Origin of the sequence: Methanosaeta sp. UBA458 (assembly GCF_002496085.1) — an archaeon.
GTDB lineage: Archaea > Halobacteriota > Methanosarcinia > Methanotrichales > Methanotrichaceae > Methanothrix > Methanothrix soehngenii.
Genome location: NZ_DAIK01000066.1, coordinates 1 through 20,555, shown reverse-complemented (window position 1 = coordinate 20,555; position 20,555 = coordinate 1). Strand labels below are relative to the sequence as shown.

General features: G+C 53.3%; 20 protein-coding genes, 3 tRNA genes and 1 pseudogene. 14 read left to right on the top strand and 10 right to left on the bottom strand.

The window, feature by feature from the left end:
• Positions 1–118: 118 nt before the first annotated feature.
• From BP822_RS04605 to BP822_RS04590, 4 genes are all read right to left on the bottom strand, one after another.
• Positions 119–598, bottom strand: a complete 480-nt coding sequence (locus BP822_RS04605; RefSeq protein WP_013718629.1) for an Lrp/AsnC family transcriptional regulator — start codon at positions 596–598, stop codon at positions 119–121.
• Positions 599–1,028: 430 nt separating this feature from the next.
• A tRNA-Thr gene (locus BP822_RS04600) sits at positions 1,029–1,103 on the bottom strand.
• A gap of 24 nt (positions 1,104–1,127) precedes the next feature.
• Positions 1,128–1,946, bottom strand: a complete 819-nt coding sequence (locus BP822_RS04595) for a tRNA lysidine(34) synthetase (protein ID WP_157863655.1) — start codon at positions 1,944–1,946, stop codon at positions 1,128–1,130.
• A 15-nt stretch (positions 1,947–1,961) separates the two neighbouring features.
• Positions 1,962–2,999 (bottom strand): mRNA surveillance protein pelota, encoded by a 1,038-nt coding sequence (locus BP822_RS04590; protein ID WP_013718627.1) that lies wholly within the window; start codon positions 2,997–2,999, stop codon positions 1,962–1,964.
• Positions 3,000–3,056: 57 nt separating this feature from the next.
• Here BP822_RS04590 and BP822_RS04585 point away from each other — a divergent pair.
• Both BP822_RS04585 and BP822_RS04580 read left to right on the top strand, forming a co-directional pair.
• A tRNA-Asn gene (locus BP822_RS04585) sits at positions 3,057–3,144 on the top strand.
• Between the two features lie 9 nt (positions 3,145–3,153).
• A tRNA-Ile gene (locus BP822_RS04580) sits at positions 3,154–3,228 on the top strand.
• A gap of 87 nt (positions 3,229–3,315) precedes the next feature.
• Here BP822_RS04580 and BP822_RS04575 read toward each other — a convergent pair.
• Positions 3,316–5,616: a DNA topoisomerase I gene (locus BP822_RS04575; RefSeq protein WP_273279095.1), complete on the bottom strand. Its 2,301-nt coding sequence runs from the start codon at positions 5,614–5,616 to the stop codon at positions 3,316–3,318.
• A 718-nt stretch (positions 5,617–6,334) separates the two neighbouring features.
• On the opposite strand from BP822_RS04575, the gene mcrB reads away from it, so the two are divergent.
• From mcrB to mcrA, 4 genes are read left to right on the top strand one after another with little or no spacing between them, the layout of a single operon-like run.
• A complete protein-coding gene (gene mcrB, locus BP822_RS04570) occupies positions 6,335–7,639 on the top strand; it encodes a coenzyme-B sulfoethylthiotransferase subunit beta (protein WP_273279096.1) in 1,305 nt (434 codons plus the stop codon).
• A gap of 9 nt (positions 7,640–7,648) precedes the next feature.
• On the top strand, positions 7,649–8,152 hold the full coding sequence (mcrD, locus tag BP822_RS04565) for a methyl-coenzyme M reductase operon protein D (RefSeq protein ID WP_013718624.1): 504 nt from the start codon (positions 7,649–7,651) through the stop codon (positions 8,150–8,152).
• A 2-nt stretch (positions 8,153–8,154) separates the two neighbouring features.
• On the top strand, positions 8,155–8,922 hold the full coding sequence (gene mcrG / locus BP822_RS04560; RefSeq protein WP_013718623.1) for a coenzyme-B sulfoethylthiotransferase subunit gamma: 768 nt from the start codon (positions 8,155–8,157) through the stop codon (positions 8,920–8,922).
• Between the two features lie 14 nt (positions 8,923–8,936).
• Positions 8,937–10,616 carry a coenzyme-B sulfoethylthiotransferase subunit alpha gene (gene mcrA / locus BP822_RS04555; RefSeq protein WP_286877820.1) on the top strand — a complete coding sequence of 560 codons (1,680 nt, stop codon included), beginning with the start codon at positions 8,937–8,939 and terminating at the stop codon, positions 10,614–10,616.
• Positions 10,617–10,684: 68 nt separating this feature from the next.
• Here mcrA and BP822_RS04550 read toward each other — a convergent pair whose 3' ends face one another.
• The 3 genes from BP822_RS04550 to BP822_RS04540 all read right to left on the bottom strand — a co-directional run bounded on the left by BP822_RS04550 (position 10,685) and on the right by BP822_RS04540 (position 13,473).
• Positions 10,685–11,980 carry a methyl-coenzyme M reductase glutamine C-methyltransferase gene (locus BP822_RS04550; protein ID WP_349681844.1) on the bottom strand — a complete coding sequence of 432 codons (1,296 nt, stop codon included), beginning with the start codon at positions 11,978–11,980 and terminating at the stop codon, positions 10,685–10,687.
• A gap of 190 nt (positions 11,981–12,170) precedes the next feature.
• A complete protein-coding gene (locus tag BP822_RS04545) occupies positions 12,171–12,842 on the bottom strand; it encodes a hypothetical protein (RefSeq protein ID WP_273279100.1) in 672 nt (223 codons plus the stop codon).
• A gap of 355 nt (positions 12,843–13,197) precedes the next feature.
• Positions 13,198–13,473, bottom strand: a complete 276-nt coding sequence (locus BP822_RS04540; protein ID WP_013718619.1) for a hypothetical protein — start codon at positions 13,471–13,473, stop codon at positions 13,198–13,200.
• A gap of 263 nt (positions 13,474–13,736) precedes the next feature.
• On the opposite strand from BP822_RS04540, the gene tnpA reads away from it, so the two are divergent.
• Both tnpA and BP822_RS04530 read left to right on the top strand, forming a co-directional pair.
• Positions 13,737–14,147 carry an IS200/IS605 family transposase gene (gene tnpA / locus BP822_RS04535; RefSeq protein ID WP_048131778.1) on the top strand — a complete coding sequence of 137 codons (411 nt, stop codon included), beginning with the start codon at positions 13,737–13,739 and terminating at the stop codon, positions 14,145–14,147.
• A gap of 1 nt (position 14,148) precedes the next feature.
• Positions 14,149–15,249, top strand: a complete 1,101-nt coding sequence (locus tag BP822_RS04530) for an RNA-guided endonuclease InsQ/TnpB family protein (protein WP_286858854.1) — start codon at positions 14,149–14,151, stop codon at positions 15,247–15,249.
• A gap of 28 nt (positions 15,250–15,277) precedes the next feature.
• Here the strand turns inward: BP822_RS04530 and BP822_RS04525 are convergent, their stop codons facing one another.
• Entirely contained in the window at positions 15,278–16,168 is an 891-nt protein-coding gene (locus tag BP822_RS04525) for an Mrp/NBP35 family ATP-binding protein (protein WP_013718617.1), read from the bottom strand.
• Positions 16,169–16,299: 131 nt separating this feature from the next.
• Here BP822_RS04525 and BP822_RS04520 point away from each other — a divergent pair, with 131 nt between their 5' ends.
• Positions 16,300–16,731 carry a hypothetical protein gene (locus BP822_RS04520; RefSeq protein WP_048131776.1) on the top strand — a complete coding sequence of 144 codons (432 nt, stop codon included), beginning with the start codon at positions 16,300–16,302 and terminating at the stop codon, positions 16,729–16,731.
• Positions 16,732–16,777: 46 nt separating this feature from the next.
• Here BP822_RS04520 and BP822_RS04515 read toward each other — a convergent pair whose 3' ends face one another.
• Positions 16,778–17,269 (bottom strand): DUF134 domain-containing protein, encoded by a 492-nt coding sequence (locus BP822_RS04515; protein ID WP_273279102.1) that lies wholly within the window; start codon positions 17,267–17,269, stop codon positions 16,778–16,780.
• Between the two features lie 94 nt (positions 17,270–17,363).
• Here BP822_RS04515 and BP822_RS04510 point away from each other — a divergent pair, with 94 nt between their 5' ends.
• The 5 genes and pseudogenes from BP822_RS04510 to BP822_RS04490 form a co-directional block, all read left to right on the top strand.
• Positions 17,364–17,624, top strand: a complete 261-nt coding sequence (locus BP822_RS04510; RefSeq protein ID WP_013718614.1) for a DUF5320 domain-containing protein — start codon at positions 17,364–17,366, stop codon at positions 17,622–17,624.
• Between the two features lie 179 nt (positions 17,625–17,803).
• Positions 17,804–18,727: a sirohydrochlorin cobaltochelatase gene (locus tag BP822_RS04505; RefSeq protein WP_273272173.1), complete on the top strand. Its 924-nt coding sequence runs from the start codon at positions 17,804–17,806 to the stop codon at positions 18,725–18,727.
• A gap of 60 nt (positions 18,728–18,787) precedes the next feature.
• Positions 18,788–19,240 (top strand): lamin tail domain-containing protein, encoded by a 453-nt coding sequence (locus tag BP822_RS04500; protein ID WP_048131772.1) that lies wholly within the window; start codon positions 18,788–18,790, stop codon positions 19,238–19,240.
• A gap of 22 nt (positions 19,241–19,262) precedes the next feature.
• The gene (locus BP822_RS04495) at positions 19,263–20,345 is read left to right on the top strand and encodes a FecCD family ABC transporter permease (protein ID WP_013718611.1); all 1,083 of its coding nucleotides are present in this window, start codon (positions 19,263–19,265) and stop codon (positions 20,343–20,345) included.
• Between the two features lie 18 nt (positions 20,346–20,363).
• Positions 20,364–20,555: pseudogene (locus tag BP822_RS04490) on the top strand (hypothetical protein); the annotation flags it as partial.

The following is a 20,555-nucleotide window of genomic DNA, read 5'->3' as shown; positions in this document are numbered from 1 at the left end:
ACCAGGTCGAAGAACTTGCGTATCCCGGAGGGAGGCATATCCCTTACCGACTGATTGATGTGATCTTTTGCATTCCAGGGGAGGACATTCTTGAGGCGCTGCTTTTTTGTCTGCTGCTTCATGGAGTTATCACCAATCTCTCGGGCTTGGGCTGCTCAGTGAGGATAGCCCCATGCTCCTTATAGCTCTTGAGTATGAAATGGGTGCAGGTGGACTGGACACCATCCAGGGGGGCGATCTTCTCCGCCACAAAATAGGCGATATCCTTCATGGATTTGCCCCGCACGGTAACGGACAGGTCGTGGCCTCCGGAGATCAGCCGCACTGACTCCACCTCCGAGAACCTGGCGATCCTCTCTGCCACTGCATCGTAGCCCGTCTTTCTCTGCAGAGCTACCTTCAGCTCCAGGACGGCGAAGACGACGCTCTGGTCGAGCTTCTCCCAGTTGATCAGAGTGATGTATTTCCTTATTATGCCTGCATCCTCCATCTCTTTGATCTCCCGGGCCACCTCCTCCTCGGATTTGCCCAGCAGCGCTGCGATCTCGGAAGGTGTTGCCTTGGCGTTTTCGTAAAGGATCTCCAAAATCTCGTGCATGAAATTCTATCTTTTCCCTCTCTATTCAATTATAGGCTTTGCGCTTGCGGCCATAATAGGGATAATCATATACTATCGAAAGTTATTAATACTCATATTACAACTGTATTAATATGAAACAAATGAAATGCCCTAAATGCCATTACGCATGGGAGACGCGGGTGAGCCGACCTAAGGCCTGTCCCAGGTGCAAGACCAGACTGGATGTGAGAAGGACGAAGAAGGCATAAGTGGATATTTCTGCCCAATATCGATATCCCTGGATTGAAAGGCGGCTCGCAAAATTTGAGCCAAGCCTATCTATTTTATCCAGGGGAAGGATAGAGCCCCTCGGATGGGGAGGGGAAATCAGACTTGATTGTTTTTCTTGTCTTCTTAATTATTTTAGGATTAAATCCTTATTTGCTCGACTTTAAATTTTTTAAAGAAAAGCCCCGAGCGTGATTCGAACACGCGACCTATTGATTACAAGTCAATCGCTCTGGACCAGCTGAGCTACCGAGGCACACCTCTCGGTTGTTTTTCATCATCACTTAAAGGCTTTGCTCCTCTGGGATCCAGATCGATCCGATCTCTCTTTATCCAGCTTCTCCAGGCTGCGCAACAGGGAATACTTCGTTCCCGGATGGCGGGAGTCAAAGCGGCAGAGCTCTTGCCTTGCCTCTTTATGCAGCTCGTCCTCTAATCTCATCTCGGCAAAGCACAGACCATGCTGGAGGGCATAGAGCCGGACCTCCTTGCCGGGTATTCGCCGCAATGGCTGGATGGTGGGGATCATTCCCTGCTCATATCCCTCCTGCCTCGTCTCCTGCCGTCCATATTGCAGCCCACAGATATTCCCCTCCAGATAGCTTATGAATACCTCCGTGGCCATATCGTCCAGGTCATGGCCGGTGGCAATAGCGTTCGCTCCCATCTCCCTCGCGAGTCCGGTCATCATCCTCATCTTTTGAGCAAAGCTGATTGGATCTGGGGCTGGATCGCTCGCCACCCTCTCATTCAGGAGCGATACAGGCAGAGCTTTGATGGACACGCGCAGCCCTAGCTGCTGGGAGGCGATCCAGGCCGACTTCGCGCCAGGGCCGTGGTCATCGAGGATCAGGAGGGCGAGGTCGATATCCCTTCGCCTCGCGAACAGCTCCTTTATGATATTGGCCATAACTGCGCTGCCCTTTCCTCCATCCATGGCCAGAGCCAGTCTCAGGCCGTGGGCAAAGAGCCCGGTCTGGCGAATTGTCTCCCTTACCTTTCGGTGGACATCATCATCAAAGTGAGATTGGCATAGATGCATTCCTGAGTACTTCTGATAGATTACGGCAGGCATAGGACACTTGCAGCATCTGGTCATTTCATCCCCCTTTGATCATGCTATCTTGAACCTGAGCAATGCCGCCACTCCGCCCAAAGAGGCCAGCCTATCCCCGGGCTCAAACTCAGAGCTGAATACGATCACCTTGCCGCGGGAATTGCCTACCTGTCGCATGATATCGTCCACATCACCCCGGCGGGCGAATTCGTCCAAGACCAGCAGGCTCTCTATGGCTCCGTAATTCATCGCCTTCTGCACCTCGGCGATGCCGTAGGCCGCTTTGCCGCCCGTAGCGATCTCCCTGAATAGCTCCTCGATCAGCTTTGCCTCCCTGGCTATGCGGCTGGACTCAAGGACGCTTTTCACCGCTCCCCGGCGGAGCACCTCCTGGAAGCCCGATCTGCCAATTGAGGAGGCATCGTCCATGGCGATCCTCCCCGCCAGGTCGGGGTAAGAGGAGTCTATCACCTTCTTCAGGTCGTCCTTGGCAAATCCCGGGCCAGCGAGGATCACGTCTGCTCCCCCTCCGGCGGCGTTATCTATGGCCTCGGCCACCCCTCTCATAAACGAGGCCCGGGTGTCCTCGCCGCTCCCTTTGCCGCTGCTCATGCGAATCTCTGCTGCCATCTGCACCCCGAACTGGCGGAGAAGGCCTATGGTGGCCTCTCCCTCCTCCACCAGGGCCAGCACCACCTTGGGCCGTTGCGATTCTTTCACCGCATCATCTATGCGCGCCAGGAGGTCTGGCCTCCAGTGATATTTGAGTATGGACAGGTCCGTTCCCACCTCGATATTAAGGGTGTGGTACGATCCCACATCCATGCCCGATACTATGCGTCCATGCAGCCGCAGCCAGTTGGAGTACATGTGAAACTCTACATCTTCTATCTTGACGCCCAGGCGTACCGTCTTTCTCTCCATCTTCTCCGGCCTGGCCTTGTCAGCAATCGCTGGAACCTTTCTCTGGCTCAGGGCGAATACCAGGTCTCCCCTCTCCACTAAGTGGCGCAGGTGCCACAGGTCATCCAGGGACTCGGGAAGAAGGGCGATCTCGCCCTCCTCGCCACGCAGATCTTTCTTCAGGACGCGCATAGGATATCCTCTCTAATCAAAAGGCTTAAATCATTGTGCATCCAGGGTGGTGGTCGAGCCGCCATAACTCAGATGGTAGAGTGTCTGGCTGTTAATTGAATGAGCAGCAACCAGAATGTCACAGGTTCGAGCCCTGTTGGCGGCGCATTCCTCTGGGCCTGTAGCTTAGTCCGGTTAGAGCGCTCGGCTCATAACCGAGTGGCCGCCGGTTCAAATCCGGCCAGGCCCATGCTGGCAACTATAGCCATCTTGGCCTTTCCTGAATTTCATATCTTTGAAAAGCCGAAAAAATTGGTGATGAGGGATATAGCGCGTCTCAGCTCAGGGCTTTGGCTGCGCTCTTCCAGGCGGCGATCTTCTTCTCGGACAGGCCGGTCTTGGCGGCGAGGCTCCTGGCATTGGCACCTGCCAGCTCTCCAGATGTCTTGATCCCTGCCGATGCCAGCTTTTCCAGGGTCTTGGGGCCAATTCCCGGCAATCTGGCGAGCCCATCGCCATCAGCATTGGATGGCCCGCTGGCCTTCTTGGCAGCTTTGGCCCCTGATCCCCTGACCGTCTTCTTTGCCGGCCGCGCTTTTGCCCCTTTTCCTTCCCCGCTCTCCTTGCCCTCCGCCAACTCCAGAGCCTTCTTCGCCTGCCAGTCCAAGAAGTTGCAGTGGGGGCAGCCCAGATCCCAGGGCCTCTTGCCCTTGTTTATGATGCGGATATGAAACATGCCGTGCTTCTCGCAGACCTTATCCGTTACCACTACTGCCCCCGACCTGGGGAGCGGGAGGGTGAATCTGCATTCCGGATAGCCGGAGCAGCCGATAAAGCGCGATCCCCGGTGGCCGCGCCTGATTATCAGCTCGGAATTGCACTTCTCGCAGGTCCCCACGATCTTGTCTGTCCTCAGGCCGTCCTTGAGCGACTGGCCTATGTCCTCTTGGTTGCAGCTCAGCTCGTCGAAGACACTGGTGAGCATGACCCTTGACTCCTCTATCACCTCATCCTCCTTGATCTTCTGCTCGGAGATCTGGGTCATGTCCTTCTCCAGGGTCTGGGTCATCTCCGGTTTGGTGATGGTGGGAGCGTACTTCTGCAGGGTGTCCACCACGGCATAAGCGGTGTTTGTGGGCCGCATGGGATTGCCCTGCACATAAGCGCGGGCATAGAGCTTGCTGATGATATCATGGCGGGTGGACTTGGTCCCCAGGCCCAGCTCGTCCATCAGCTTGATCAGCTTTCCCTGGCCGTATCTGGCCGGTGGCTGGGTCTCTTTGGCCTCGACGCTGTGGCCCAAGACCCGGAGGCGTTCGCCCTCTTTCAGGGCGGGCAGGATGCGCTCTTCTGCTTTGCTGTAGGGATAGTAGTACCTCCATCCCGGTTCCACCAGCCGCGCTCCGTTTGCCCTGAAGGGCTCGGGGCCGATGTCCACCTTGAGGCTGGTGGCATCCCAGACACAGGATTCGGCTAAGGTGGCGAAGAAGCGGCGCACCACCAGCTCATATATCTTCCACTGCTCCTCCTTCAGCTCGCTCTTATTGACAGGAGCGGTGGGGTAGATAGGAGGATGATCTGTGGTCGACCTCTTGCCCCGGGTGGGCACCATCTTTCCTCCGAGGAGCTTTTCCGCTTCTTTGGAGAATTCGCCCTTGAGGAACAGACGGGTGAGGGCGACCAGGTCGATGGATGGGGGATAGACGGTATTGTCCGTCCTGGGGTAGGATATGAATCCGTTGACGTAGAGCCATTCGGCTATCCGCATGGCGTTGGCCGCTGAAAAGCCGATTCCACTGGCTGCGGAGATGAAGCTGGTGGTGTCAAAGGGTGCTGGGGGCTTCTCGACGCGCGGCTTTGTCTGGATGGAGCGGATGATGCCCACCGGGCCCAGACGGGCCACGATAGAATCAACCTCATCCTTCTCCCAGATGCGGCCCCGGGCATGCTGGACGCGCAGATCACGTTCCAGGTCAGCATATATCTCCCAGTATGGCTTGGGGACAAAGGACTGGATCTCCTTCTCTCGATCGACGATCAGGGCCAGGGTGGGTGATTGGACCCTCCCCACGGAGAGAAACTCTTTGCCCAGACGGCCGGAGGTGAGAGATATATATCGGGTTAAGGCTGCTCCCCAGACCAGGTCTATGATCTGTCTGGCCTCTCCAGAGGCTGCCAGGTCGTAGTCCACCTTGCCGGCGTTCTTGAAGGCCTTGAGGATCTCATCCTTGACGATGGCGCTGTAGCGGACCCGGTCCTCCCTAAGGCGAGGGTTTGCCTCCTTTGCGATCTTCAGGGCTTCCACTCCGATGAGCTCTCCCTCCCGATCGTAGTCCGTGGCCACAGTGATGCGATCGGCTTCCTTTCCCAGGGAGCGCAGGGCATTGACGATCTTGTCATTGATGGGACGGACGACTATCTCCGCCCTGATCAGTTCTTTGCAATCCACCTTCTGCCAGTTGTTGTATCCAGGAGGATAGTCCACTCCCACGATGTGGCCGGATAGGCCCATCACCACCTTATCATCGAACTTGAAGGCCTCAACCCCACCTATCCGGTAAGGTCGGGGCTTATTGCCCGATAGGATTTGGGCAATCCTTTTTGCAGCATCGTGCTTCTCCGCTATTATGAGATGCATTCCTCAAAGGCAAAACATGGCATCGATTTAAATTTTTCTGTAAAAAAATCGCTCCGATCGGTCAATCGTTCTCACCAGGTGGGCTATTATTCCTATCATTCTGAATCTGAGATTTTCGTAGTCTGGTATTCTGTATATTATTTAATAATGAAGTTTTTTGATCCAACTGACATGATTATTCTACAAATTTTAACTTTTATTATTTCGATATACCTCAATAAAATCGCTTTTGACCGGCGTTATCCTCTCTCATGAAGATCAATTCGAATACCTATGTGAAATTGAACTTAGATCAATTATTTTAAAAGCATATATCTATTTATCGATAGCTGAAATAATATTCCTTCATCGGATCACCACTACCAGCAATCGCGATACAAGAAAAGAGGAAAGGTTTCCTCTGAATGCCGTGGAGGGGCCACATGTCAAGAAGCATAGAATTGCACAATTAAAGAGATATGTTTTAATAAAAATTAATTTAAAAAAATTTTCGTTTATATCTACTCAAAGTCCACAGATTCATATAATATAATAAGTAATAATAATACCACGCAAAACCTTTAAGTATCAATGATGCAATGAGGAAAGAGGCGGGAGATTGTAACGAACTGTGAGGATGCTGGGCATGATACCTTTTAGACTTGGCTGTCATGCCATCGCTCCAGTGTCATCCTTCGTTTCGGTCTTGCTGCTAAAAAGGTAAAGGAGGATAAAGAACGTGTCTGATAAGATAGACCTATATAGCGACCGCGGAGTTCTTTTGAAGAGCGACGTCGACCTGAGCGCCGTCAGCCCTCTCAAGAACGCGGCCATGCAGAGACTTATTTCTCTCACAAAGCGAACTGTAGCCGTCAATCTGGCCGGCGTCGAAGGTGCCTTGAAGACTGGAAAGGTAGCCGGAGGCCGCAGGCAGATCAAGGGACGGGAGCTCAATTACGATGTTGTTGCCAATGCAGGTGCCCTGGCTGAGAAGATCAAAACTCTGCTCCAGGTTGCCCCCGGCGACGATACTAATGTGCAGATCCTCGGCGGCGGCAAGCAGCTGCTCGTCCAGGTCCCCACCGCCAGGGTCAACGCTGCCTCTGAGTTCGTCGTGGGACTGACCGGCGCCGCATCGGCCACGGTTGAGGCTCTGATCCAGCAGTTCAAGGTAGGCATCGTCGAGGCTCCAATGGTCCACGCCTCCGTCTGGGGCGAGTACCCGCAGACAGTGGGCATGAACGGTGGAAATGTAGCTTCTGTTCTGAATATCCCCCAGAACGATGAGGGTCTGGGATTCGCACTCAGGAACGTCATGGCCAACCACCTGGCAATGATCACCAAGAGGAACGCCATGAACGCAGCCGCTCTTGCATCCATCTACGAGCAGATCGGTGAGATGGAGATGGGCAATGCCATGGGCATATTCGAGCGCCATCAGCTCCTGGGCATGGCATACCAGGGCCTGAACGCCAACAACATGGTCTATGAGACCGTCAAGGCGAACGGCAAGACTGGAACCATCGGCACTGTAGTGCAGAGCATTGTTGGAAAGGCCATTGAGGACAAGGTCATCAAGGCCGGCAAGAAGCTGCCCTCTGGCTATGTCATGTATGAGGCCAACGATGTATCCAAGTGGAATGCCTACGCCGCAGCAGGCGTTCTGGCAGCCACCATGGTCAACTGCGGCTCCCTCAGAGGCGCCCAGGCTGTGTCCTCAACACTGCTTTACTTCAACGATATCATCGAGAAGGAGACCGCCTTGCCCGGATGCGACTTCGGCAGGGTAATGGGAACTGCCGTCGGCTTCTCGTTCTTCAGCCACTCCATCTATGGCGGCGGCGGCCCCGGTGTGTTCAACGGCAACCACGTGGTAACCAGGCACTCCAGAGGATTTGCCATACCCTGCGTGGCTGCAGCAGTAGCGCTAGATGCCGGCACCCAGATGTTCACTCCTGAGATGACATCCGGACTGGTAGGCGCCATATACGGAGAGATCAAAGAATTCCGTGAGCCGATCGTATCGGTTGCGGAGGCTGTATAAGGCGGAATAATGGTCACTCCATCAGGCACGGAATCGATACAGGTCGAGATAACACCACAGAGATATCTCATGCCTGCTACGGCTCAGAAGCTGCTGAACGCGATCTATGAGAATGGGGGGATAACCAGGATAATGATCCATGGTCCCAACCTGCCCCGGACAATTCCCTACGGTCCAGGCAAAGGCACCCCCATCGATGAGCATAAAGATCTGCTGATAGAGGTAGCTGGACAGGTTTTCGAGTTAGGCGTGAAGGTTGGAAGGGTGAGGCTGGAGCTGGAGAGCGAAAAATACATGCCCGGCCTCGAGGCAGCGTGTGAGCGAGCGCTTCCCTTTTCCTTTCAGATCAAACGCGGCAGGTTCTTCCGCAACAGTCCCACTCTTTCGGACTATGCCAAATATGGCGATGTGGAGGACAAGAGACTCCTGGGGCTGATCGATCCCAAGGCCAGGAAGGAAAAGCTGGCCATTCTGTCTGAAGTTAAAGTGACTATGGAAGATGAGGAGAGATAATTATGGCATACACACCACAATTTTATCCCGGAAGCACCTCTGTTGGCATCAACAGAAGAAAGCACATGTCCGGCAATGTCGAGAAGCTAAGAGATATCCCTGAGGCGGATGTCGTAGCCGTCATGGGCCATAGAGCCCCCGGCGCAGATTACTCCAGCACTCACCCACCCCTCAAGGAGATGGGCGAGCCAGACTGCCCCATAAGGCAGATCGTGGCACCCACCGCAGGTGCTGCCGCAGGTGACCGCGTCAGGTACTCTCAGTGGACAGACTCCATGTACTTCGCCCCCTCTATCCCCTACTTCAGGTCCTATTGGGGAGCAATCAACTGCAAGGGCTGCGATCCAGGCACCCTGTCCGGCAGGCAGATCATCGAGGCCAGGGAGAGAGATATTGAGGATTACACCAAGGCCCAGTACGATAGCGAGATGACCGATGTCGCCCTCTGTTCCATGAGGGGCTGCACTGTGCACGGCCACTCCCTGAGGCTGGAAGAGAACGGCATGCAGTTCGATATGCTGGCCAGGACCGAGCTGGGCAGCGATGGAAACGTCTACGGTGTCAAGGACCAGGTAGGTATCCCTCTGGACAAGAAGGTAAACCTGGGCAAGCCCATGTCCGAGGCCGAGGCCAAGAAGAGAACCACCATCTTCAGGTTCGATGGTGTACCCATGGGTGGAAAGGTCGGCGCCAGACAGTTCGACGAGGCCATCGAGATGACCCACCACATGTGGGAGCGCAGAAGCAAGTGGGGCTACAGGCCGGAGTAAGAGGGGTGATTTAAATGGCAGTTAAGCACACTAAGAAGCTATTCGTTAAGGCTCTGAACAAGAAGTTCGGAAAGGATTTCGATCTGGCCAGCCAGAAGGTCGAGTACAAGAGGCTAGGCCCTGAACAGAATGCCCGCAAGCGGGAGTTCATGGAGTACGCCAAGAAGCTCGAGGGCAAGCGCGGCATGACCGGCTACAACCCCTATGTCCACGCTGGCGGCATTCCTCTTGGACAGAGGCAGCTCGTGCCCTATAAGCTCTCCTCCACTGAGTATGTGGTAGAGGGCGACGACCTGCACTTCGTTAACAATCCAGCCATGCAGCAGTTCTGGGATGATATCAGGAGGACCATTGTGGTCGGCCTGGACATGGCCCATGAGGTGCTGCAGAAGAGGTTGGGCAAGGAAGTCACACCTGAGACCATCAACAACTACCTGGAGATCCTCAACCACGCCATGCCCGGCGCAGCTGTGGTTCAGGAGCACATGGTGGAGACCCACCCCGGCCTGGTAGATGACTGCAACGTTCGTGTCTTCTCCGGCGACGATGCTCTGGCCGATGAGATAGATGACCAGTACAAGATCGACATCAACAAGATGTTCCCCGAGGATCAGGCTGAGGCCCTCAAGGCCGCTATCGGCAAGACCACCTGGCAGGCCATCCACGTCCCGACAATCGTCGTCAGGACCTGCGACGGCGGCACCACATCCAGATGGAGCGCCATGCAGCTGTGTATGACCTTCATCGATGCCTACAACATGTGCGCCGGTGAGGCCGCTGTGGCCGACCTGGCCTATGCTGCTAAGCACGCTGCAGTCCTGCAGATGTCCGATATGCTGCCCGCAAGGCGCGCTCGCGGACCCAACAACCCCGGCGGTATCTCCTTCGGCTTCATGTCCGATATGGTCCAGACCTCCAGGGTCAAGCCCCAGGATCCAGTATATGTATCCCTGAACGTGGTCGCCGCAGGCTCCATGTTCTATGATCAGATCTGGCTGGGAAGCTACATGTCCGGCGGTGTCGGTTTCACCCAGTACGCCACTGCTGCCTACACCAACGATGTCCTGGATGACTTCTCCTACTACGGCGTGGACTACGCCAACGACAAGTTCGGAGGATTCGCCAAGGCACCCGCGACCATCGATGTCGCCAAGGAGCTGGCCACTGAGGTCACTCTGTACGGCATTGAGCAGTACGAGGCCTTCCCCACTCTGCTTGAGGATCACTTCGGCGGGTCCCAGAGGGCAGCTGTTCTGGCAGCCGCATCCGGTATCACCTCCGCCATCGCCACTGGTCACTCCCAGATCGGCCTGGCCGGCTGGTATCTCTCCATGCTCCTGCACAAGGAAGCCTGGGGCAGACTGGGATTCTTCGGCTACGACCTGCAGGATCAGTGCGGTCCAACCAATGTGTTCTCCTACCAGTCAGACGAGGGCAACCCATTGGAGCTGAGGGGCGCCAACTACCCGAACTACGCCATGAACGTGGGCCACCAGGGCGAGTACGCAGGCATCACCAGCGCCGCACATGCCGGTCGCATGGACGCCTTCGCCGTGAACCCATTGATCAAGGTCACCTTCGCCAACCCCGGATTGGTCTTCGACTTTACCAACGTCCGCGATTGCTTCGGCAAGGGCGGTGCACGCGAGTTCCGCGCTGCAGGCGAGAGATCCTTGGTTATGCCCGCTGTGTAGGTCAATCGACCTACGCACCATTTTTCTTTTTTTTATCACGCGAAAAAAGCTTTTAATATATAATAAGATTAATGGAGAAGTACATCCCGGTATTTTTCCAGGAGGTCGATGACCCTCTTGATGTCCCTGCCCTGGCCCCGGCTCTCATCCAGATAGGCATTGTAAAGATCCTGGCTCAGCGCTCTGGGAACAGGCTTGCATCCCTCTCCTTGCAGCATCAGCTCAAAGCAGCGCGCTTCCGCCTCGGAGAGCCGGAGGGCCTGATACTCTCCCTGATGCTCCTGGTAGAGTGCCAGCTCATCTTTTGGCATGTTCAGGACCTGTGTAGACAGGGGGGTTGCAGGTATCGGCTCGGCTATGCTCACAAATACGTCATCCAGCATCGACTCCTCCACGAAGCTCATCGTCTCCTCAAAGTCCTCCCGGGTCTCGCCGGGATAGCCCACAATGAAGCTGCCTCCTACCTTCACTCCCAGGCTCTTGGCAAGCTCCACTGCCCGGAGGTTATCCTCCACTGTGACCCCTTTTCTCATCGCCCTGAGGATCCTGTCGCTCCCGCTCTCCAGGCCGAAGAATACCCAGCCGATGGTATAGTCGCGAACCGCCTCCAGCACTGTCTCGTCCACCAGATCCACCCTCATGTCCGGCACGGATAAATTCCTCTTGCCCAGGATCTGGGAGAGGGAACGGATCATCTCCACAAAAGCCTCTCGATTGATCTTATTGCGATAGCCGAAGAGAGATCCCGTGCCCCCGCTTATGGCTACCCGTTTCACGCCCAGGCGCTTCATCTCCTTCACCTCATCCACGATATTCTCGATGCTCCGGCTTCTGATGCTCCGGCCGAAGAAGCGAGGGACCTGGCAGAAGGTGCAGCTTCCCAGGCATCCTCGGTGGGTCTCGATGTAGACGTTGGCTCCTCGGACGTTTTGCTGGCCCAGGTCATCTGGAATGAGGGGAAGGATATGGTCCAAGGAGCTAACGGGCTCTGGGGGCGACTTTATGATCTCTCCCTGATGACGATAGGCTACGCCTGCCAGCCCCTCCGGCCCGTTCTCTACTAGCGGGGCCACTATATCCTCACCCTCACCGCTGACCACCGCTTTGGGATTCAGCTCACCCAAGACCATCTCCGGGCAGAGGCTCACCGGACCTCCCACGCAAACATTCCCTCTTTCAGCCACAAAATCTCGGATCTTTGGGTCGAGGAGCTGAAGGGTGGAGAAGAGGCTGAGGAGGACTGATTCACCTCGGGACTCCAGCTTTCTGGTGATCTTTATATCATGCCCTCTGTCCCTCAGCACCCCGCCCAAAACCAGGGAGCCGTAGGTGTATGTTCCCGGTGATACAATGTCTATCATCATCTGCAATCCCTGCTGGCCTGCCAAATCAGAAAAAACCATGCCCGCTCAAGATATAAATCCGCTTGTTAGAGATGGCTGGCTGGGATTGGATGGAGATAGTCGATAAAAGTGAGGGTGAGCCTCAGTCAGGCTCATCTGCCATCAACTTGATTGTTCTCTATCCAGCGCTGTTTATCCTTATTATCCGCCTTTATGCCTGGGCCAGAACATCTATGATGACAACATTGCTTGGCTGGCTTTCTATTATGAAGTAGAGCATATGCCTTCCGATCTCATTTGCCTGGAAGTTCATGCTGTTGTAGCCCTGGCCGAATTGATATGTGCTGAACTTCGAGCTGGTGGTATCCGTCTGCACCATCTCATAGAAGCCTGCGGTTCCCGCAGCCGGGGCGTGGGCGATCAGCTGCAACCAGGTTCCCGTGGGGCATATCACATACTGGGTCCAGTTGGACTCTCCCTGGATCCATAGGTCGTTGGTCTGCGATTGCACCGATGCTGAGTACTGAGAGAATGGCAATCCTGCACCGCTACCATAGTAAACGCTTGAAGGGGATTTCTCTGCGATATCATATTTTGCTGGATTGCTTACGATCCCGCTGCCGGCAGCAGTCCCCGCGGCCGAGCCAAGGGCTGTATAGTACTCCTTATAGGGTGAGAAGGTGGTATCAGGCGCTGCTCGCTTATAAAAGCTGGAATCGGAGCTGTACCATGGCAGATTGACTGGCCGATCCAACCACTGAAGCATGCCGGATATACCTGGGTCGGCCATGGAACGATCACCGCTGGCGACATATCCCCCTTCCAGGAAATCCGCCTGTCCAGATGCAGTGCTGAGAAGCAGGCATGCGGCAAGCGCTGCCATGCAAATTAAAATTACGTTATTCTTTTCATATGGCATATAATCACCTATGACAAGAAATGCGCCCTCCTTCGTATCATTTTCGCTCGTGCCTTGATATGCTCTTTTCCAGACGGCGGATGCAGTTAAGGAGGGTGGGCCGACACATTTGTCCTGGGAGGATGATCCTTTCAGCATTTGAAATTGTGCCGGCTTTTATTCGATTGTGTCTGGCTACAACACCGCCTGCGTGAGGCCTAATTAAGAGCTAATACGACTAAATATTTAATGATTTTGGTCGATCTGCGCTGGAGATGGGCCTTGCAGTCAAGCCAAAAAAGATAGGAAATATCGATTGCGAGCCCAGAATAAGCGGGCTCTATCTGAACAGCTCTTTAACGACCTCGGTCAATATAGGGCCGGACTGGTCTATCACTGAGGCCTCGTATAGCCATCCCTTGTGCTCAGGGAGAGAACCGGTTACCATAATGGCTTTGCCTTCGTATTCAGCCAGATTTATCTCATGTGATGCTACCAACTCCTCAGCTATGGATGCCGGCTTCATTATTCGTGTAAGCCTGACGGTGCAGCATTGAGGGCGGGGCAACAAAATCGAGAATCTGCCACCCTCTACTATGCCCAGAAATTTGTCCATTTTCGAAACCTCCTTGGAAAATTATCTATGCTTTTTGACAGTATAACAATTAGCTTTATCAATTAAATATCTTGTGACTCAGAAAGAAAATTAAGGGTTGCTGCCCCAGAAAAGAGGATGGACCGACACATCCCCCTCTCTATCCGAGCTCCTTTTTTTTTTAGGACGAACTCAGGGCTAATCCCCGCTTTTTCAAAGGCGGGATACAGCCCGTGCCTACCGATAGATATATATGTATATGGTCACCATATGTATAGTTCAGTATGAATAAACAAGGGCATTGGATACGCGCAAGAGGATGCGTCTATAATGTGTATTACCACTTCGTATGGTCAACAAAGTATCGAAGGAAGGTTCTTATTGGCTCAATCGCCGAAGACCTTCATTGGTTGCATGAATTGATAGCAAAGCAGAAGGGTATTACATTGATCAATCAGGAGATTATGCCCGATCACGTTCACCTCTTTGTGACGGCTCATCCTATATTTGCTCCTGCCAACATTGCCAAGATCTTCAAAGGCATTACGGCAAAGAAGCTCTTTGAAAAGCATCCTGAACTAAGAGATCAGCTTTGGGATGGACATCTCTGGAATCCGTCTTATTATGTTGGCACCTGTGGAGATGCGACCAAAGATGTAATAGAACGCTATGTAGAGATGCAAAAGGTGAAGTGATTTGCTGAAGGTGCTTCGCTATAGGATCTATCCTACAAAATCTCAGAGAACCAAGATGGATGACGCCTTGGAGCTTTGCAGATGGACCTATAACGAAGTAATAGCCATCAGGATGAACGCTTACGAGCAAGAAAGCAAATCTCTCTCCTATTACGATACCAAGAAGCTTTTGCCAGGATGGAAAGAAGAAAAGCCCGAATTGAAGGAAGTCCATTCTCAGGTTCTACAGGAAGTCGTCAAAAGAGTTGATTTGGCCTATCAAGCCTTCTTCCGAAGAGTCAAGGCAGGAGAAAACCCAGGATATCCCAGGTTCAAGGGCTATGGCAGGTACGATAGCTTCACCTATACTCAATCAGGCTTTTCCCTGAAGCCTGGCAAACTATGGTTATCCAAGATCGGAGATATCAAGATCAAGCTTCATAGAGCTGTAGATGGAGAAATCCAGAGGCTTAATATCAGAAGAATGCCTACTGGGAAATGGTTTGTATCCTTCCTGGTTGAAGTTGAACCAGATGAACCTCTTCCTAAGACGGGATTATCAATAGGCGTTGATGTGGGTTTAAAAAGCTTCATCACCCTATCCAATGGCGAGCAGGTAGATAATCCAAGATTCTTTGTTCATGAAGAAAATGCTCTGGCAAAGGCTCAGAGAAAGCTATCAAATGCAGAAAAAGGAACACCGGAAAGGGCTAGAGCCTTAAAAGTGGTTCATAGGGTTCATGAAAGAATTACCAACAAGAGGGATGATTTTGTTCAAAAGCTCTCCATATCTCTGGTTAAATCCTATGACTTGATAGCCTTCGAAGACTTGAATATCAAGGGCATGGTCAAGAATCATTGTCTTGCAAAGCATATTACAGATGCTGCTTGGAACAAACTGATAACTACCACGTCTTACAAGGCAGAATGGGCCGGTAAACGTGTCGAACTAGTGAATCCCAATGGCACATCTCAAATATGCTCTGGTTGCGGTCAAGTGGTTCAAAAAGATCTATCAGAAAGAGTCCACAGATGTTCTTTCTGTGGTCTGACTCTGGACAGGGACCATAACGCCGCTATAAACATTCTCAGACTGGGGCTACAGTCTGTGGCGAAAGCCTAGATGCTCGCCAATTTATTGGTGGGAGTGGTCACTTCGCTTGCTGGGCTTCCAGACGGTCCAGAATAGACTTTACGATCTCCTCGAATGCCTTGGCGGCAGCTGTCTTGCTGTTGGCGAAGGTCTTTCCCATATCTCCCAGGCTTCCAATCTCCGTGTCCAGGGGGATGGCTCCCAGGAATGGCACACCCAACTCCCTGGCTGCCTCTTCCCCTCCACCCGTCTTGAATACCTCAATTCTCTGGCCGCAGTGGGGGCAGATCAATCCGCTCATGTTCTCCACAATGCCCAGCATGGGCACATTCATCATCAGGAACATGTTGACTGCTTTGCGAGAATCCAGGAGCGCTACCTCTTGCGGGGTGGTGACGACGATCGCCCCGTCAAGACCCGGAATGAGCTGGGCAATGCTAATGGGCTCATCGCTGGTTCCTGGGGGCAGGTCCACCAAAAGGAAGTCCAGCTCTCCCCAGTTGACCTCTTCTATGAACTGCTTTAAGGCCGCCATCTTCATGGGGCCCCGCCAGACCACGGGCGAGTCCCGGCTCTTCAGGAGCAGGGCCATGGAGATGGCCTTGATGCCCCCGGCATCCGCAGGCTCAAGGCCTGACGGGCCGGCCACTAGCTTCTGGTCTTCGATTCCCAGGAGCTTGGGTATATCCGGGCCGGTGATATCGCCGTCAAGGATTCCCACCTTATAGCCCAGGCTTCTTAGGGCGGCAGCCAGGTTCACAGTAACTGTGCTCTTGCCCACGCCGCCTTTTCCGCTGGCAATCGCGATCTTGTACCCGATCCTGCTCAGTCGGTCATTGATCTTATTTTGCTGGGCTTTTGGGTCATCGCACTTTTCTTTCTCGGCGCATGAGCTGCAAACGCCGTCACAGCTATCATTGCTGTTTTTATTTGAGGGGGATGGATTCATGTCAACACCAGGTTATTCTCGATCTCTTTCTCATCAGCAGAATAAAGAGCCTATGAGAGCTTCTATTTAATTCTTTGGAGAAATAGGATTAAATCTAATAGGCGCGTTAATGGCCAGAGGTGAGAATGATTATGAATGGCGGAATTCTTTTTCCTTTAACGGTGCTTGCTGCTCTTTCCCTCCTGGTCGGCTCATCATCAGCCGATTGGCTGGAGGGCGGATATGTGGGACCGATCGACCGCAGCTCGATATTACCCTATTTCTCAGATCCGATATTCTATATGCCCGTTCCTTCCCATAGCCAGAGCTATCCTTATTTGAATTATTCACGCCCCGATGTGATTCATCTGGGCAAGAATCCATACCTGGGTTCCTTAGCGGTCTATCCCCGGGGAGGATATCCGCCCAGCGAGGAGCCCCGCAGCTCTGAGTTCAGAGTAAGCTCTCTGGCTGCAATGCAGTGGACGCCCTTCCATAAGAACTGGACTGAGACCGTGAGCTATGCTCAACAATACTCCTCTCTGCGAGTGAATCAGGGCGGGGAGTGGAAGACGGCTTTGTGATAGAGGTGAAAAAGGCAGGATGACTGCCTTAGAAAGGATGAGCTATTCATTGATCGGCCTCTTTCGAGACCGATCTCGGCTTCGACGCTGGCCCAGAATCGGTCATCTCTTCGCCCTTCAGGGAGGCCACTCTGCTGCTGAGGTGTTCCAGCCTCGACCCAAGGAGGGCGATCTCCCTTTCCATCAGCGCCATCTCCTTGTGGTGTTCCTGGGAGTCCGCGGTCGTTGATGCCTCCTCTCCTCGCAGGGCAAAGCTGCCTCCTTCGATTCTCAGGCCCATGCCGTAGACCAGGGCCGCAGCTATCTTCCTTCTGGCGTTCATCAGGTCATTCCAGAAGGCTTTCCTGGATATTCCCATGTAGAATGCTGCTTCCTCCTGGTCCAGGTCCAGGAGGTCCACCAGTCGCACCGCTTCCAGCTCCTCTAAGGTTATGGATACGGCCTCCACTCTGGGGCAGCCCTCAGGCAAAAAGCTCCTTACCTGAGGGACCTCTGATATCCAGCGCCGGCCCCTTCTTCTTCCTCGACAGGGAGACATGCTCGTCTGTTATGCATGGCGCGGTATTTCAACCTTGCGAAACAGAAATCTTTAAATATATTATCTCATAAGTTACTATTGAGGTGCAAAACATATGCCATGGGGAGATTGTACGGGGCCCTGGTGGATGGGCTCTCGTGGGAATAGAGCAGCAGGATATTACAATCCCTGGTGTCGCCGGGCAGCCGGTTTCGGCATGGGCTATGGTAGGGGTTATGGATACATCCCAGCAGAGCCTTTTCGCCAGACCACCCCGGAGGAAGAGAGAGACTATCTGGAGGCAGTAGTTAGGAATCTGGAGGAGGAGCTCAAAGCGGTTCGTGCTCAGATCGAGAGATTGCAGTCCAAGCCTTAGAGACCATCTGGCCGCTCTCCTGCCGGTAGTCGGTCTCTATTCTATTTTCCAGCCCTATTCGATGAACAACGTTTTTTCACAATTTGAAAAATTTTATATCAGATCAATTCAGCGCAACTCTTTTATGTTATAACCAATTCTCTTGTTTTAAATAAACTTTATTTGAATAGGTGCGTCATATGAGAAAGATAGCATTAGGACTGGCGGCATTGATCGCCGTGGCGTTTGTGGTTCCTTCATACGGGGCCATGGACAGGCCTGCCAAGGAAGATCCGGCTATACTTCTGGTGGTATTCGGCACCAGCTATCCTGAGGCCCAGGCAGCCTACGAGAACATAGAGAGAGTCTATCGGGAGGAATTTCCCCAGGCGGAGGTAAGGATCGCTTTCACCTCAGACTATATCCGGAGAAAGCTGCTGGATAGGGATAATGTCACCATAGATAATCCTCTCACCGCCCTTGCTCATCTCAACGATGAAGGTTATACTGATGTTGTAGTCCAGTCGCTGCATGTGATACCTGGCGAGGAGTTCCACGACCTGGCCAATATCGTAGAGAGCGTAAGGGGGATTGAGGGAAAGTTCGGCTTTCGGAATCTGGTCCTTGGCGAGCCCCTGCTCATGAATTTCGTGGATTATCGCAACGTCTCCAGAGCTCTTGCCAGCCAGTTTGAGCAGAATACCACTGGAACGGAGAGAACTCCTCATTCCAGCCCCAGAGATGCCGGGCAGATGGCAGTGATCTATATGGGGCATGGAACCGAGCATTCGGCAAACAGCGCCTACTCCCAGATGGCCAACATACTGGCAGAGGATCACGAGAACGTCTTCCTGGGCACAGTGGAGGGATATCCGGGCTACGATGAGGTGCTGGCCCGCCTGAATGAATCGGGCGTGAAGAAAGCGAGATTGATCCCCTTCATGGTCGTGGCAGGAGATCACGCTTTAAACGATCTCACCGGCAATGAGTCCGAATCCTGGAAGAGCATGCTGGAGAAGGAAGGATTCGAGATCGACTACAATCTCTTGGGAATGGGTGAGAACGACGGCATAGTCGAGATATTCGTTGGGCATACCAAGGAAGCCTTTGCCAAATTTAAATAATTAATTATAAAATATATTTTAGGAGGCTTTAAATTGAGATATTCAATCTATCTGCTATCGATGCTCCTGCTGGTAAACCTGGCTGGTGCTGATGTGCTGATCAATGAGATGCTGGCCAATCCAGCCACGGATTGGAACGACAACGGACAGGTTGGGGGAATGGATGATGAATTCATAGAGCTTTACAATTCCGGAAACGAGTCCGTGGATGTCAGCGGATACTCTCTTAAAGATAAGGTATTCCGGTCGACGCCCACAGAGTACTCGATTCCCAATGGGACTGTGATAGGCCCTGGAGAATTCCTGGTCATATTCGTCTCTGAGAGCGGCGTATATCAGGGAAATGAGGGTGACGCTATAATGCTGTATGATCCCACTGGAGACCTGGTGGACGAAAAAGAGTATGATGCCGCAACAGAGGATGTCTCTTTTGCCCGGATCCCGGATGGAGGGGAATGGCGCAACAGCACCGCTCCATCGCCTGGCAAGCCAAACCAAGAGGCAGCTTCCTAGAGAGCAAGATGTGGTGCTTTAAATGGAGAGATCTCATGCTGCCATAGCCTTGCCGGAAATGGATCTTAAGGAGGAGTACGCTAGATTCCTGAAACGCAAATTCCTGGTCTTGGTCGCTGCGCTGCTGGGAATAGTGGCTCTGGCAGGAGTCGCAGTGACGCTTGGCTCGGCCCATATAACACCGTTTCAGGTTTACTCCTGCATACTGGCCAGGTTCTTTCCTGACTACTTTCAAACCACAGACTTCTTGGATACCATCGTCTGGAAGCTGAGGCTGCACCGGGTGATCTTGGCCATTTTTGCAGGGATGGGGCTGGCCATTGCAGGAGCAGCCATGCAGGGCATTCTCAAAAATCCTCTGGCCAGTCCTTTTACTCTGGGAATCGCTTCTGCTGCTTCCTTTGGGGCATCGCTGGCGATAATTCTCGGAGCAGGTTTCATCGGCGGCGAGTATCTGATCGTCGGCAATGCCTTCATCTTCACCATAATGGCCTCTTTAGCGGTCTACGGCCTGGCCAAGTACCGTGGGATCAGCCCGGAGACCATGGTCCTAGCTGGCATCGCCATCATGTACCTCTTCAGCGCCATGACCTCATTTCTGCAGTATGTGGGCCATGCAGAGCAGGTTCACGAGGTGGTCTTCTGGATGATGGGCAGCCTCGGTCGCTCCTCCTGGGACAAGGTGGGCATAATCGCCCTGGTGACGGTGCTCTGCTCGTTGATTTTGATGCGGCTCTCCTGGGACATCAACACCCTGGGAGCCGGAGACGAGACCGCCAAGAGCCTGGGGGTCAACGTAGAGCTGGTAAGGGTCTCGGGAATGATGCTGGCCGCTCTGATCACCGCCAGCGTGATCTGCTTTACCGGCACCATCGGCTTCATCGGCCTGGTGGCTCCTCATATTACCAGGATGGTTGTGTCGGGAGATCACAGGTTCCTGCTTCCGGCATCAGGGCTTTTCGGTGCCCTGCTGCTATTGGGTGCGGACACGGTGGCCAGGACCATCATGGCTCCGGTCATTTTGCCGGTGGGGATCATGACCGCCTTTATGGGAGTGCCATTCTTTCTGTATCTGTTCATGAAACGGAGGAAGGCTTTTTGGTAAAAGACAGCAGTAGAGGGAGTGCCTCCACTAAAAGAGGATGTGAGACAGCAGCTGGATGAGGCAGGCATTCCCGTCCTCCAGTACCGGGCTTTGCATGTGGATAGGATACTGCCGATGATCGACGACTTTGGGGTCCAGGGGCACAGCCACATTCCGGCCGTCTTCGTCCGTAATCGTAAACTACTCCAGCCTAAAGACCGGAGCTTTCAG